The following is a 15,420-nucleotide window of genomic DNA, read 5'->3' as shown; positions in this document are numbered from 1 at the left end:
CTAATACACTGGAAGCAATGTGAGCAATGTCGTGCCTTCAGGAACGTCGTGTCATGTCCCTGAGTGCAAGTTAATAATAACCATTCTCATTATCGTTAATCAAGAAGAAAATACGTTTATTTTTTATTCGCTGTACATTTATTGATCTGCTTCTCAAAATAGAGGCGATAATCGGCAGGCTGACCTTTTTGCTCCAACGCCACCATCTGATAGCCATGACGCACCAGCATGCACATCATCGCGGTAAAGCGGTTGCGTGATTTGACCGCAAGTGTTTGATAGCCAGAAGCCGCTACCCACGCTTCTTGAGCCTGTAGCAGCGCTTTCGCTACCCCTTGACCTCGCGCCGCTTTGGTCACCCCGCCCAGCCAGCTATAAAACTGCGTCTCACTGGTGGCATAGCCTATTTTCGCCCCCACAGGCTCACCGTTTTGATACGCGACGAGTATCAATGCCGTGCGTCCGGCTAATCGCGCGTGGCATTGCTCCAAGGATACACCTGAATCCAACTCGGGCACGCTGTTAAGCACCGTTACCGCCTCCTCTAAGTGCCCAGCACGAATTTCCATCTCACCTCCTCGTATTGACGTAAAAAAGAGCCGCGATGCGACTCTTTGTTATTTTATCGATTAAGACGTCTGCTGCACCGCCCCCGACGGCGTCACCTGAGTGATTCGTCGAATAATCACATTGAGCAACACCCCGTACATAGGAATAAACAGCCCCAAACTAATAATCAGCTTAAAGGCGTAGTCGACCAGGGCAATTTCAACCCAGTGCTCCGCCATAAAGGCATCTTGGCTTTGGTAAAACGCAATCGCGAAAAAGGCGAGTGTGTCTGAGGCGTTACCAAACAAGGTAGAACAACTCGGTGCCACCCACCATTGGCGCTGCTGGCGTAAGCGATTGAACACATGAATATCTAAAATCTGACCCAATAGATAGGCCATAAAGCTGGCAATCGCAATCCGAGCCACCGTGAGATTAAACGTGCTCAGTTCCGCGAATCCTTGGTAACTGCCCTGATAAAACAAGACGGATAACACATAGGAAATCAGCAAAGCTGGCATCATCACGAATAAAATGATGCGACGCGCTAACCCAGGGCCATAAATTCTGACAGTCAGATCGGTAGCCAAGAAAATAAACGGAAAGGTAAACGCTCCCCAGGTGGTGTGGAAGCCCCAAACGGTAAAAGGGATCTGCACCAAGTAATTACTGGAGGCAATAATGATAAGATGGAATATCACGAGGTAACTCAGCGCTTTACGCTGCTGAGCGAGAGAAAAGTGGCTCATAGTGCACCTTTTTGTTATTGGGGGCGAGGGAACCCAAAATACTTAGCTACCTATCAACAGGCAGCGCGAGGTGGCGAATTATACAGCAATCAATCGGCGGTGCCAGTGTAATTTAAAGAGGCGGATGACGTATCCACCAGCGCCGCAAGAAGGCTATCACTTCATCACCATCACTCTCCAATGGCTCCAACCATACGCTCTGGGTGTAATGGGCCGCTTTGAGCATCAGACGCGTGCCTTCAAAGTCAATTAGCCAGGTCATCATGTCGGCGTCTTGCTGGCTTTCCAGTACTTGAGCTTGTAACACGTCAAGCAATGGCTGACAGATAACCTCGGCATTATCCGCATCCAGCTGTGGCTGAGAAAATGCCAAGCACAGTCTGATTCAATCAAAGACCAATTACTCGGTACCATAACCGTACTCACTGATGCCCAGGTGATCGTCAATTAAATCTAAAAACGCATCGCCGAATTTTTCCAGTTTGCGCTGGCCGACGCCACTGACCGCCAACAGCTCAGCGTGTGAGGAAGGCAGCATCTCGGCCATTTCCATCAAGCTGGCATCGTTAAACACCACATACGGTGGAATATCTTCCTCATCGGCAATCGCTTTACGTAACTTACGCAACTTGGCAAATAGCTTTTTGTCGTAATGGCGCTGACTCAGCTTATTGGCTTTGGTGCGTGGGCTGAGGCCGATACGTGGTACCGCCAATTCAAGCGCCATTTCGCTACGCAATAGTGGCCGCGCTTGTTCAGTCAACTGCAACACCGAGCTGCGAGCAATGTTTTGCACCAGATAACCGCGGTGGATCAATTGGCGAATAATGCTTACCCAGTATTCATGACTCCACTCTCGCCCGATGCCATAGGTCGATAGCTTATCGTGACCATGATCTTTAATGCGCTGATTTTGCATACCGCGCAATACTTCCACCACATACCCGACCCCGAAGCTTTGGTTGACACGGTACACGCATGACAGCGCTTTTTGCGCTTGCTCAGTGCCATCGAAGTGAGTAGGTGGGTCGAGACAAATATCACAGTTGCCACACGGGGTTTGGCGGTTTTCGCCAAAGTAGTTCAGGAGCACTAAACGGCGACAGGTTTGCGCTTCGGCAAACGCGCCCATCGCAGTCAATTTATGGCTTTCGACCTGCTTTTGTGGCCCCTCGGGCTTTTCTTCCAAACAGCGATGAAGCCATCCCATGTCGGAGGGGTCGTACAACAACACCGCTTCAGCCGGTAGTCCGTCTCGTCCGGCACGGCCGGTTTCTTGATAGTAAGACTCAATATTGCGCGGCACATCGTAATGCACCACAAAGCGAACATTGGGCTTGTTAATCCCCATGCCAAATGCCACGGTTGCCACCACAATATTGACATCATCACGTTGGAACGCCTCTTGCACCGACCCGCGCGCCTCTGTGGTCATCCCTGCATGGTAAGCAGCGGCGAGCATATTGTTGTCGCACAGTTTTTGCGCGACCTGCTCAACCCGCTTGCGACTATTGCAATACACAATGCCCGACTGACCGCGTAGGCCAGTTAAAAAATGTACCAATTGCGCTAAGGGTTTATGCTTTTCTAGTAGCGTGTAACGAATATTCGGGCGATCAAAGCTACCCAGATGCACTAGCGGATCGTTCAGGGTAAGGCGAGATAGAATGTCCTCGCGCGTGGTGGCATCCGCGGTCGCCGTCAGCGCCATCACCGGCACATCGGGGAAATGCTGTTTCAGCTGGCCCAAAGAGGCGTATTCGCGGCGAAAGTCATGCCCCCACTGGGAAATACAGTGCGCTTCATCCACCGCCACTAATCCAAGTTGCCAATCACTTAAGCGATGAAGAAAATCACGGCCCAGGGCACGCTCAGGCGACACATAGAGTAGCTTCACCTCTCCCTGATTTAACGTGCGCAAAGTCTCCGCTTGCGCCTCGGGGGTCATCGCCGAGTTTAAGCAAGCCGCCGTGACGCCATTGGCATTGAGCTGATCGACCTGATCTTTCATCAACGAGATCAAAGGCGAAATCACCACGGTCAAACCAGTACGTACCAACGCAGGGATCTGATAGCACAGTGATTTCCCGCCTCCGGTTGGCATAATCACCAAGGCATCACGGCCAGCAATCGCTGCGTCAATCACCGCTTGCTGACCCTCGCGAAATTGATGATAACCAAACACCGCTTTGAGTACCTGGTGGGCAGGACTCGTGGCAGGGTCAATGGTAGCGGCGTCGGTCGCCGTTGGTGTATCGACATGAGCGGGGGTGGCGGACATAATCAAGCTCGTTACTCAAACTGGCGCTCATTCTACCGACACCCTCTGACTGATGAAACCCTGAGCACTAAGAAAGGTGCTTGCGCCGGTGCTTACAACTTGTTACATCTAGTCAACATGCATGAATACGCGTTCATTCCTTATCGATACCCATAACGAGAAAACACCGTGATTCCAGATCCGAAACGCGCCCGCCAAGGCGTGCTATTAGCCCTTGCAGCTTACATTATGTGGGGAATTGCCCCTATATACTTTAAAACGGTCAACCATATTCCGGCGCCAGAAATCTTGTCGCATCGGATTATTTGGTCGTTTGTCTTTTTGGCATTGCTGCTGTTTTTTATCCGTCGTTTTTATCAGCTTAAACCGATTATCCGCGAGCCGAAAAAGCTGTTGATGTTGATGCTCACCTCTTGCTTTATTGGCTGTAATTGGCTGATTTTTATCTGGGCGATTGTTAATAACCGCATGCTGGATGCCAGCCTTGGCTACTACATTAATCCACTGGTGAACGTGGCACTGGGGATGATCTTTCTTGGTGAGCGTTTTCGCCGTCTACAGTGGCTTGCCGCCGCGCTGGCGTTGGTGGGGGTATTGGTACAATTGATTACCTTTGGCTCACTGCCTTGGATAGCCCTGGCGCTGGCCACCAGCTTTGCGATTTACGGCTTACTGCGCAAAAAAATCAATCTCCCTGCGGTACCAGGGTTGTTTGTGGAAACCTGCACACTCTTGCCCGTTGCGCTGATTTATCTGTGGCAGTTTGCCGATACACCTAGCGCTAACCTGCTCGATAATCCCATTAGCCTAAATATGCTACTGGCCGCTGCCGGCTTGATCACCACGATACCTTTGTTGTGTTTTACCGGCGCCGCGACCCGCCTACCTTTGACGGTATTGGGCTTTTTCCAATACATCGGCCCAAGCTTAATGTTTTTACTCGCCGTCGGCTTGTATGACGAACCTTTCACCCCCGACAAGGCCACGACGTTCGGCTTTATTTGGGCCGCCTTGGCGATATTTAGCGTTGATGCCTATCAGAACAAACGACATCAAGTCACCAACATTAAACGTGCCGCGTTATCAACAGGAAAACCAGAATGAACGAGCTGACTATTCTCGCCACGCTAGCGGGGGTACATATGATTGCGCTACTCAGCCCCGGGCCCGATTTTGCCTTGGTGCTCCAAAATGCGACCCGTTATGGCCGTGCCACTGGCTTGGCGATTGCGCTAGGGTTATCGCTCAGTATTTTGGCACACACAATATTGAGCATTACCGGCATCAGTCTGTTGGTGCATCAGCACCCACAACTGTTTATGTGGGTGCAAGTGGCGGGGGGCAGTGTGCTGATGTATTTAGGCCTTAGCGCCATTAAAGGTTTGCTCGCCGCCACCACAGCGCCAGTGCAAACCGCCAATGATGCGCCTGCGGTACGCGGCCAAAAACAGGCCTTTTGGAAAGGGGTGCTGACCAACCTATTTAACCCGAAAGCCTTGGTGTTTTTTATTTCATTGATGAGTACCTTGGTGCCGGCCAGCATGTCTGCCAGTGGCAAAGCCATGGCCGTGGCGGTGGTGTTCTTACTCTCATTAGGCTGGTTTTCTTCGCTTGCCTGGCTGCTATCAGGCAGTCGCGTACAGCAAGTGCTCACCAAAATCGCCCCGGTTATCGATGGCCTGTGTGCGTTGTTGTTTTTGCTGTTAGGTGGCGCGGTCGTTTGGCAAGCCGGCGTGTTCGGCTAACGCCGCAGCTGAAAAAATGCAGGCAATGGAGTAAATACCAATACGCCCAGCCGAGGCTGGCGTATGTTACGTTTTTGGCGTTAAGCAGCGGGGATTAAAGCGCTTCCAGTTTGGCGTACTGAGTTACCAACCACTTAATCCCTTCCCCATTAAAGGCGACTTGCACGCGGCTTTGTCCGCCACTGCCTTCAAAGTTGATGATGGTGCCTTCACCAAATTTAGGGTGTTGCACCCGCTGACCCAAACTAAACCCGGTTTGGTTAAAGTTCTCCTGAGTCTGCGTTTTGGAAAAACGACCACCGCTTGCAGCAGGGCGTGAGACATTGGCACGCATCCGCACTTCTTCCAAGCAGGCCTCGGGCAGCTCACGAATAAAGCGCGAGATCTTATGGAACATGTCTTTGCCGTACACACGGCGCATTTCTGCGTAGGTCAGATAGAGTTTTTCCATCGCTCGCGTCATACCGACATAGCAAAGGCGACGCTCTTCTTCTAGGCGACCCGCTTCTTCGGCTGACATCTGGCTGGGGAACATGCCCTCTTCCACCCCGACCATAAAGACTAAGGGGAACTCGAGACCTTTGGCACTGTGCAAGGTCATCAATTGGACCGCGTCATCAAACTCGTCCGCTTGACCTTCACCGGCCTCAAGGGCGGCGTGGGCCAAGAATGCCGACAGCGGTGTCATCCCTTCCGCTTCCGCCTCTTCGGGTGGCGTAAATTGGCGCGTGGCCGTCACCAACTCTTCCAAGTTATCGACGCGTGCTTGCGCTTTTTCGCCTTTTTCTTGCTCGTACATGGCGCGCAAGCCGGAGTGACGGATCACGGCATCGGTTTGTTGATACAGTGCCATGTCACGGGTGTCATCTTCTAGCGCATTGACCAGCTCGATAAACCGGCCCAATGCATTGGCCGCACGCCCTGCCAGCGCTTTTTCGGCCAAGATTTGCTCGGCCGTGTGCCATAAGGTTTGGCCACGATCGCGCGCCGCACCACGAAGCGTCTCAAGAGTGCGATCACCAATTCCCCGAGTGGGCGTGTTTACCACCCGCTCGAACGCCGCATCGTCATTGCGATTCGCCATCAAACGTAAATACGCCAATGCATCTTTGATTTCCTGACGCTCAAAAAAGCGCATGCCGCCGTAAATACGATAAGGCAAACCGGCTTGAATTAAGGCTTCTTCCAGCACCCGGGATTGGGCGTTGTTGCGGTATAAAATGGCGCTGTCACTCAGTACGCCCCCTTCGTCTTGCCAGGTTTTAATTTTCCCGACGACAAAGCGCGCTTCATCTAGCTCATTAAACCCGGCATACACCGAAATAGGCTCGCCCTCTTTGCCCTCGGTCCACAGGCTTTTGCCCATCCGGTCGGCGTTGTTTTCAATCAGGGTGTTCGCCGCTTGCAAAATCGTACTGGTCGAGCGGTAGTTTTGCTCCAAACGGATAGTCTGCGGGGTGGTGAAATCGTCCAGAAAACGCTGAATATTTTCGACTTTCGCGCCACGCCAGCCGTAAATGGATTGGTCGTCATCGCCGACAATCATCACTCTAGCCTGTTGACCGGCCATCATGCGTAGCCACGCATATTGGATGTTGTTGGTATCTTGGAACTCATCCACCAAAATGTGCTGGAAACGTGCTTGGTAATGATCACGGATCACCGCTTTATCGCGCAATAACTCTAAGGTTCGCAGCAAGATCTCGGCAAAATCCACCAAACCGGCGCGATCACAGGCTTCTTGATACGCCTGATAAATCCGTAGCCAAGTGCTTTCAACCGGATCATGGCGGGTATCAATGTGCTTGGGACGCAAGCCTTCATCTTTTTTGCCATTGATGTACCAACTCGCTTGCTTGGCGGGCCAGTGTTTTTCATCCAAGTTTTGCGCTTTAATTAACCGGCGTAGCAAGCGCTGCTGATCGTCTGAGTCAAGAATTTGGAAGTCTTGTGGCAGGTTGGCATCCAAATAGTGGGCACGGAGAATACGATGGCAAATGCCGTGGAAGGTGCCACACCACATGCCCGAGGCGGTGCCTTGCATCAATTGCTCAATACGGCCACGCATTTCGGCTGCTGCTTTGTTGGTGAAGGTCACCGCCATCACCGAGAACGGCGACGCCTCTTCCACCCGCATTAGCCAAGCCATACGATGAACCAGCACTCGGGTTTTACCACTGCCAGCACCTGCCAGCACCAAATGGTTGCCGAGCGGCGCGGCCACGGCTTCACGCTGTTTGTCGTTGAGTCCGTCAAGAAGAGTTGATACGTCCATCGCCACCTGCCATTTTACTGGGTATTTATACACTGGTTGGCGATTATACCAGCTCAGCGCTAAATTGCGCGCCCGATAACGATCAGCGCTTCAACCGAGTGAATGGTGGAAATATCAGTACTATGAGTAATATCGGAGCTATGAGTAATATCGCATAACAGTATCGCGGCCTAACGGTGCCACTGCTGAATTAAGCTATCGAGTTCAGATAAATCATCGATCGCCACATCCGGCAAGGTGCGCCCTTTGTGCATCATGGGTGATTGCCGCTCTGGGCGAATCCAGCATGCTTGCATGCCCGCTTGACGCGCGCCGGCAACATCCGAGCTTAAATGATCGCCGACATGTAGAATGCGCGCTGGGGCGAGGCCCAAGGCCTGCGCGGCTTGAGCAAACATCTCAGGGCTTGGCTTGGCCGCGCCGTGTTCACCGGCACGGAAAATATGCTGGAAAAACGGCGTCATTCCAATCGCATCGGTGTCGACGTTGCCATTGGTGATCGCCACCAATGGCAGCGTCTCGGACCAGGCTTTTAAGTAAGCCAAACTTTGTGCCGGCGGAGTAAAATCACTGCGATAACCGCAGAAGAAGGTCGTAGCCGCTTGGGCTTGGACGCGCGCTTGCTCGGCCGTGAAGCCAACATGCTCACCGGCAAGCGTCAGCTGGGCAACCCGCATCGCGGTCACATCAAAGCGTTGTGCTGGGTTCTGGTCACGCGCTTGGCGACGAAACCCCGCCATCGTCGCGTTATCAAGCGCCGCAATTGGCGGACAATGCTCGCGCAAATAGTCAGTTAACGCCGCCTCGGCGCGTGCGATCACCGGCCAGTTATCGTACAAGGTGTCATCCAAGTCAAAACTCATCGCATCAAACGCCTGTAAGCGACGATAAAATTTCATATCACGACTCCGAGTTCGGTTTTTTATCTGGACCTGATTTGCGCGCTCTGGGATGCGCGGCATCGTACACTTTCGCCAAGTGTTGAAAATCTAAGTGGGTATAAATTTGTGTGGTGCTCAAATCGGCATGGCCGAGTAGCTCTTGCACTGCACGCAGATCCCCCGAAGATTCCAACATATGGGTGGCAAAACTGTGGCGCAATTTATGGGGATTAATATGACTATTGACCGCCTGCTTTTGTCCCCACTCTGCCATGCGTTTTTGCACGCTCCGATGCGAGATACGCTGGCCGAGCTTAGAAATAAACAGCGCGTCTTCTGGGCCTTTGAGGAGCTGATTACGGACTTTGAGCCAGTTCATCACCCAGGTTTTTGCCATGCCGGAAAAAGGCACAATGCGCTCTTTTTCTCCTTTACCGATGACACGTAAATCCCCTTTGCGTACTGAGACATCACGGACGTTGAGATCCACCAGCTCGGCCAAACGTAGCCCCGCGCCATACATCAGTTCCATCATCGCCCGATCACGCACCGACAAAGGATCGTCTTCGTCCACTTCGAGCAGCTGATGCATTTCATCCACATCCAAATTTTTCGGGAGATGACGGCCTTGTTTCGGCGCTGAGACCCCTTTGGCAGGATTGGCGGCAAGCTGTTCGGCTTGCACCAGATAGTCGAAAAAGCTACGCAGCGCGGACAAACGTAAAGCAATACTGCCCGGTTTCAGCCCATCACGTTTGGCTTGGCTCGAAATTTGTCGCACCCAGTCAGCATCAACATCGGTCCAGTGAGCGATGCCGCGCGCGGTCAGAAAGTCGACAATTTTATCTAACTGGCGCTGATAATTACGCTGGGTATGCGCACTGAGACCACGCTCGCTCAGCTGATATTGATAAAAACGGTCCAAAAGCACCGTCAGTGAGCGCGGTGCGCTGGCAGGTTCGCGAGGTGTCTCGTCGGTCACTGGCTCTCACCTTTTTGCGCCCACTGGCTGCATAAAATGGCTAAATGCGAAGCCAGCTGCTCAAGAAACAGCGTATCCATATCCGGCTGGAAGTGCCCGCCATCTGCACTGGCAAAGCTCAGTAGTCCCCACTCTTTGCCCTCACCTTTAATTGGCACCAAGGCAAATGACCCCAGTTCCGGTGGCTGTGCCATCACCACTTCGGCATCGACTCGGCGCAAACGGCCCAAATAGCAACGGCGTCCGGCAAAGTGATGGTTTTTCAGTTGATCCACCGCTTGACGAGGAATGGCCGTCATCCCCGCAATATCGTGATAAACACAGACACTGACGTTGAGCTGTAATTGCGCACTGAGCGTCTGTAATATTTTTTGCACGTCGTGCGGCTGATTCGTGCGAAGTAGTGCTTGATGCGTCTCAGCAAACGCACGAAATAAGCGATCGTTTTTGGCACCGAGACTCATCAGCTGGGTAATGTCTTCTTCTAACTCTGCGACGCGCTCACGCAAGCGCTTGAGCTGAATTTCGACCAAGGAGACTGCCCCTTGTTCAGCGTGCGGGATGGTTAACCGCGCCAGCAAATCACGCTGACGCAAAAAAAGTCAGGATTATCAGTTAAATAATCGGCTACCGCATCCTCGCTCAACGGCATGGTTTCCAATGTGGTAGCGTCTATCCCGTGATTCATAATTGCAATTGTCCATCATATACATGTGTTGCAGGCCCGGTCATCGATAAAGGCTGGCCTGGACCACGCCAGAGAATCCGTAAATCGCCGCCCGGTAGCGTGACGGTGACTTGCTCATCCAACAACCCTTGATCAATCCCTACCGCTACCGCGGCACAAGCGCCACTGCCGCAAGCCTGAGTCTCTCCGGCGCCGCGCTCATACACCCGAAGCTTAATCGCATTACGAGAAAGTATCTGCATAAAGCCGGCATTCACACGCTCGGGAAAGCGCTCATGATTTTCAAGTAGCGGCCCCAGCGTCTCGACATCCGCCGTATCAATATCATCGACCACTGTGACGACATGTGGGTTTCCCATGCTCACGGCCCCGACAAATAAAGTCTGTTCCGCTACGCGCATCAAATAGGTCTTTTCTTGTGAATTAGCCCGAAACGGGATCTTGCCCGGCGTGAAAATAGGCTCGCCCATATTCACCCGCACCTGGTTGTCGTTCTCAATATGTAGCCGCATTTTTCCCGCTTGGGTGCTGACATTAACTTGATATTTATTAGTGAGCCCTTTCATGCGCACAAAACGGGCAAAACAACGCGCGCCATTGCCACATTGGGCAACTTCAGACGCATCAGGATTAAAAATCCGATAGTGAAAGTCGGTTTCCGGATCATAAGGCGGCTCCACCACCAGTAGTTGATCAAAGCCGATACCCCGATGACGATCGGCTAAACGCCGGATAAGATCCGGGGAGAAAAACGCATTTTGTGTAACACAGTCAACCACCATAAAGTCGTTGCCCAGTCCGTGCATTTTTGCAAACTGTATCTGCATGCCAATCCTTATTCTGGTAGGCGCTTTTCAAGTTGCCACAGTGACGCCAAGCTTTCACGCTCACGCACTAAGTATGCGTGTTCACCGTCGACAACGATTTCGGCAGGACGACAGCGCGAATTATAGTTAGAGGCCATCACAAAGCCATACGCACCCGCTGAACGCACCGCCAACAAATCATCTGGGGCTAATACTAGCGAGCGATTCTTACCTAAATAATCTCCGGTTTCGCACACCGGACCCACTAAATCGTAGGTTTTGGGCTCTCCTTGACGCGGCACCACCGGAATAATTTCTTGGTAAGCTTGATACAAGGAAGGACGAATTAAGTCGTTCATACCGGCATCAATAATGGCAAAATTCTTATGTTCGCTGTGTTTAAGAAATTCCACCTTGGTGAGCAAGACGCCGGCATTAGCAGCAATGGCACGGCCTGGCTCAAAAATCAGCTCAAGATGGCGATGCTTATCCAAACGCGCCAGCAGCGCTTTGGCATATTCCGAAGGCTGCGGTGGTTTTTCATCACTGTAGGTGACCCCGAGGCCGCCACCAACATCAAGGTGGCGAATCTGAATGCCTTCTTGCGCCAAAGTATCAATTAAGGCCAACAGACGGTCTGTGGACTCAATAAAGGGGGTCAGATCCGTTAGCTGCGAACCGATATGGCAATCAATACCTTCCACCTTCAGGTGGGGCAAACTGGCAGCATAGCGAAAACTATTTAGCGCTTCCCCGAAAGCAATGCCAAATTTATTTTCTTTGAGGCCCGTGGAAATATAAGGGTGCGTATTGGCATCAACATCCGGATTAATGCGCAGAGAGATTGGCGCCTCGACACCCAGCTCGCCCGCCACTTGGTTTAGGCGGTCAAGCTCAGAGTGTGATTCGACATTGAAACATTTTATCCCCACTTCCAGCGCTCGCCGCATTTCAACCGCCGTTTTACCCACTCCTGAAAATACGACCTTCGCCGGATCGCCGCCTGCAACCAAGACGCGTTCCAATTCACCTTGCGACACAATATCAAAACCCGATCCTTGCCGTGCCAGAATATCTAATACGCCAATATTTGAGTTCGCTTTCACGGCATAGCATACAAGATGTGGATGATCGCCCACGGCACAATCAAAAGCATGCCAATGACGCTCCAAGGTCGCGCGCGAGTACACATATAATGGCGTGCCGTAATCGTTGGCAAGCTGAGCCAATGGCAATGATTCGGCCCATAGCTGGCCGTCGTCCTGATAATTAAAGTAATCCAAGGTGTTCGTCCCTGTTGTCGTGGGTTATTAATTTTGCGTCGGTTGTTCGTCCGGATAATGCAGGGGCCCTTGTTGGCCACAGCCGGTCAGTGTCATGATGCCTGTGAGTATCAATAAAATGACGAGTTTTCGCATAGTGAATGCCAGTGATTATCGAGTCAATGCCCTCTATAATCGCATCACAACCATGAAAAGCAATAGGATATAACGGGATGAATACAACGGAATATCATCAGCTAGTCGATTTGCAAATGCAGGCCATCGAAGAAGGTATCGATGACTCAGGCGCCGACATCGATTATGAGAGTGTCGGCAATGTGATGACACTCGAATTTGACGATGGCAGCCAGATCATCATTAACCGTCAAGAGCCGATGCAAGAAATTTGGGTCGCGTCAAAAGGTGGCGGTTTTCATTTCGCGTTAAAAGAGGGCGAGTGGACGTGCAGCAAGACCGGCTTAATCTTAATGGATTTAGTCCAACAAGAGTGCAGCAGGCATGCTGGAGAGCCGGTATCTTGGTGATCTGAAGCAGGCGCTAACAATGCCCAGAGAGCGCACTAAAAAGCCGCTCTCTGGGTTATTTAAATGACGCCACTTGTCCACTAAAGCCATCGTGAGGTGGTTGGCGAGGCGGCTGCCATTGTGTATCGCACTTAAAAGGTAACGCCTGTGGCTCACCGCGATCATCGGTAACAATCTGATAAAACTGCGGCAAGTTAAAGTTAATAAAATTAGCACTGTAGCTATAACGGTCGTGAGAGGAGGTATAAAAACGGTTCACGCCCTGTACCATCTCTGTTTTATCACCACTGCACTGGCGGTACACTTCAACGCGATTGCTCTCATCAAGAATATAAAGATTGTAGCCATTGGCGCAGTCTTCAAAGAAAAACTGCACCAAGCCTTCACTGGCGTAGGCATCGACGACCGCGGGTGGGTGCACATCTTGCGGATTATCCACCACCATCACCGGCGTGCCATTCACTTTATTCGTGGAAATGCAGCGATAAAAATCGACCGAATTTTCTAAACGTTGCACGGACACGCCACGACGTTCAAAGAACAAGCCGTGCGTTTGCGATCCAATACGCAACGCTTTGAATCGACGCCGTTTTTCCTTTTCAACCGGTTTTAGCCTAAGTTCAATGCATTCCGCCACCAGTTGGTAGACCAAGTTGCGGATCAGGCCGCGCATTTTACTCGAATAGCAGAACACATCGACCGATTCAGGTGGCACCGCATCTTGGTGCATTTTTCCTAACATGGTTTTCAGCGCTTCAAGAATCGCATCATCACCGCGATAGTTGAGTGTCCGGACCTCATTCCACGAGTTGCGATAGACCAAATCAACACTGCCCACCAGGCAGGTTTGCTCGGGGCCATAGCTAAAGATATCGCTATTTTTAAAATCAAACCGCATCGATGGTTTTTTATACGCCGACGTCGGTCTTGCTCTAAGTTAATAAACAAGGCGAGCTGACGAATTTCACAGGGGCTTGATAACGCGTCCAAGGTTGGGCGTGGCGGCCGCAGAGAGAAGGTGTTGCGAATGTCACTGACCAATTGATACAGGGTATCAATATCAACATCTGCATCACGTACTACGGTGTGTAAATGCGTCGACTCGGTCAGTAAACCATTAAAAAACGCCCAAGCGATCAGCTTAGACAGATAGCTGTTATGCTCCAGTGGCGCACGACCGATGATGTCGACCGGATTCAGGGAATGTTTATATAAATACCATCCCGGTCGATTCGTTCGCCCTTCGGGCACTTGAATCAAGGTCAGGTTTGGCTCGTGCAGATCCGGTGAAATCTGCGGATTCAGCAAGGTCACTTTACCCGGTAGCTCTTCAAACGCGGCATAAAGCTTACGCGCTAACGTACTGATATCTTGCGGGCTGATCGCCGAGGTGATGTCATTGCGGCGCGCAAAGCGAATCAAATTACGATAGCTTTGCATTAACGCATCAAGCAGCTCGTTGTGTGCGTACTGCACTTCCTCAACCTTCCAGTGACGGCGGTTATCCAGATACGTCAACGCCTGCTCGTCCCAGCCCCACTCATGAGCCAATAGACGCAGCACGTCACGCCGCCATGCCACTGAGCCGGTCGACGGTGACTGCGTTAATTTTTCATGGGTTTTGAGATAAAAACAGCGACGGACAAGGTCTAAGCGGCGGGCGTCGCCAATTGACTCGAGGTAGCGCGTCACTTTTTCCAACATCAGGTAATACGCATCGGACTGGTATACATCAACCCAGCCGGCATAAAAGCGGCGCTTACCATCAACACTTAGTAGTTGGGTGCCAGGGTACTGCCACGAGTACGCTTCGAGTAATATCGCTTTAAGTACCGATTTATACGGTGAATCGATACTTTTATAAAGCTGCCACAAGCTCGAGCCGAAGTATTCTTCCGCCGGGATGGTCGGCAGGCCGCCAAAATCGACCCAATCACGTCGGTCAAGACCATGGTCTGCCACCAAGGTATCGACATAGTCGTCGTAACAGTCTTCCATTTCTGGCGGCACCATGTACCAAAGCAGCTTTTGCCCCGCAACACGCATTGACGAACGATAAAATTCATCAAGCAACAAAAAGTGCTGACTGGTACCACAGTTATCACTGGTCATGGTTTGGCTGAGGTGATGGCGGAACCGCCCTTCACACACTAAAAAGAAGTTGGCTTCAACCCCTTGGTTTAGCGCCCATTCGGAAATCGCCATGCACTTGGCATCGAGTTTATCACGCTGGGCGGTGGTGACGGCAGCATCAATGCATACCCAGATATCCAGATCACTGGTGAGGCTTTGTCCCATCGAGCCGGTACTGCCCATGGTATACATGCCTTTAATCGGATGACGACGACGTTCATCAACGCATGCAGTTAAAGAGGAGAAGCGCGTCTTTGAGTGGATCAGACAGTCAGAGACAAACTCTCGTTGTGTCTCGTCAAGCTGATAATCAGCGATACCAAAAGGCACACTGTCGCCACAAAACCCGGGCAATGCGGGGTGGTTGAGATGTAAAAGCACTGGCAGCACATCAAAAATGGCTTGAGCTTGACGACTCATTGCTGACCGCGCGCGATCCATTCTCACGCGGTTAAACGCCTCTATGCGCTCAGTTTGCTGTTGTACGTATGTTTGCAAGGCAATCATCCAGATTCGTTGACATC

At 51.6% G+C, this 15,420-nt stretch carries 14 protein-coding genes and 1 pseudogene; 3 read left to right on the top strand and 12 right to left on the bottom strand.

The window, feature by feature from the left end; genetic code table 11:
- Positions 1-116: 116 nt before the first annotated feature.
- The 4 genes from HLG76_RS10925 to recQ all read right to left on the bottom strand — a co-directional run bounded on the left by HLG76_RS10925 (position 117) and on the right by recQ (position 3,579).
- On the bottom strand, positions 117-569 hold the full coding sequence (locus HLG76_RS10925) for a GNAT family N-acetyltransferase (RefSeq protein WP_175993645.1): 453 nt from the start codon (positions 567-569) through the stop codon (positions 117-119).
- A 60-nt stretch (positions 570-629) separates the two neighbouring features.
- Complete coding sequence (locus HLG76_RS10920; RefSeq protein ID WP_021022149.1) at positions 630-1,298, bottom strand: 7-cyano-7-deazaguanine/7-aminomethyl-7-deazaguanine transporter; 669 nt, start codon at positions 1,296-1,298, stop codon at positions 630-632.
- Positions 1,299-1,410: 112 nt separating this feature from the next.
- Entirely contained in the window at positions 1,411-1,671 is a 261-nt protein-coding gene (locus HLG76_RS10915) for a DUF3630 family protein (protein WP_254877679.1), read from the bottom strand.
- A gap of 27 nt (positions 1,672-1,698) precedes the next feature.
- Positions 1,699-3,579, bottom strand: a complete 1,881-nt coding sequence (gene recQ, locus HLG76_RS10910) for an ATP-dependent DNA helicase RecQ (RefSeq protein ID WP_175993644.1) — start codon at positions 3,577-3,579, stop codon at positions 1,699-1,701.
- 168 nt (positions 3,580-3,747) lie between these two features.
- On the opposite strand from recQ, the gene rarD reads away from it, so the two are divergent.
- Both rarD and HLG76_RS10900 read left to right on the top strand, forming a co-directional pair.
- A complete protein-coding gene (gene rarD / locus HLG76_RS10905) occupies positions 3,748-4,683 on the top strand; it encodes an EamA family transporter RarD (protein ID WP_175993643.1) in 936 nt (311 codons plus the stop codon).
- A complete protein-coding gene (locus tag HLG76_RS10900; protein WP_175993642.1) occupies positions 4,680-5,324 on the top strand; it encodes a LysE family translocator in 645 nt (214 codons plus the stop codon). Before rarD ends, HLG76_RS10900 begins: the two co-directional genes overlap by 4 nt.
- Positions 5,325-5,418: 94 nt before the next feature.
- On the opposite strand, the gene uvrD is transcribed toward HLG76_RS10900, so the two are convergent.
- The 7 genes from uvrD to HLG76_RS15025 form a co-directional block, all read right to left on the bottom strand.
- A complete protein-coding gene (gene uvrD, locus HLG76_RS10895) occupies positions 5,419-7,599 on the bottom strand; it encodes a DNA helicase II (protein ID WP_077679293.1) in 2,181 nt (726 codons plus the stop codon).
- Between the two features lie 170 nt (positions 7,600-7,769).
- A complete protein-coding gene (locus HLG76_RS10890) occupies positions 7,770-8,498 on the bottom strand; it encodes an HAD-IA family hydrolase (RefSeq protein ID WP_158011547.1) in 729 nt (242 codons plus the stop codon).
- 1 nt (position 8,499) lies between these two features.
- Entirely contained in the window at positions 8,500-9,417 is a 918-nt protein-coding gene (gene xerC, locus HLG76_RS10885) for a tyrosine recombinase XerC (RefSeq protein ID WP_108744117.1), read from the bottom strand.
- 41 nt (positions 9,418-9,458) lie between these two features.
- Positions 9,459-10,058, bottom strand: coding sequence for a DUF484 family protein (locus HLG76_RS10880; protein WP_254877678.1), 600 nt, complete (start codon positions 10,056-10,058; stop codon positions 9,459-9,461).
- Between the two features lie 88 nt (positions 10,059-10,146).
- Complete coding sequence (dapF, locus tag HLG76_RS10875) at positions 10,147-10,977, bottom strand: diaminopimelate epimerase (protein WP_077461692.1); 831 nt, start codon at positions 10,975-10,977, stop codon at positions 10,147-10,149.
- A gap of 8 nt (positions 10,978-10,985) precedes the next feature.
- A complete protein-coding gene (lysA, locus tag HLG76_RS10870; RefSeq protein WP_077461693.1) occupies positions 10,986-12,239 on the bottom strand; it encodes a diaminopimelate decarboxylase in 1,254 nt (417 codons plus the stop codon).
- Between the two features lie 27 nt (positions 12,240-12,266).
- A complete protein-coding gene (locus tag HLG76_RS15025; RefSeq protein ID WP_254877677.1) occupies positions 12,267-12,374 on the bottom strand; it encodes a lipoprotein in 108 nt (35 codons plus the stop codon).
- Positions 12,375-12,451: 77 nt separating this feature from the next.
- Here HLG76_RS15025 and cyaY point away from each other — a divergent pair, with 77 nt between their 5' ends.
- The gene (gene cyaY, locus HLG76_RS10860; RefSeq protein WP_021022161.1) at positions 12,452-12,763 is read left to right on the top strand and encodes an iron donor protein CyaY; all 312 of its coding nucleotides are present in this window, start codon (positions 12,452-12,454) and stop codon (positions 12,761-12,763) included.
- Positions 12,764-12,818: 55 nt separating this feature from the next.
- Here the strand turns inward: cyaY and HLG76_RS10855 are convergent.
- Positions 12,819-15,337, bottom strand: a pseudogene (locus HLG76_RS10855) (class I adenylate cyclase).
- Between the last annotated feature and the right edge of the window lie 83 nt (positions 15,338-15,420).

It is taken from the genome of Salinivibrio sp. EAGSL, assembly GCF_013366455.1.
Lineage (GTDB): Bacteria > Pseudomonadota > Gammaproteobacteria > Enterobacterales > Vibrionaceae > Salinivibrio > Salinivibrio costicola.
Note: the sequence above shows the minus strand (reverse complement) of the source record. Positions and strands in the feature narration are given on the sequence as shown.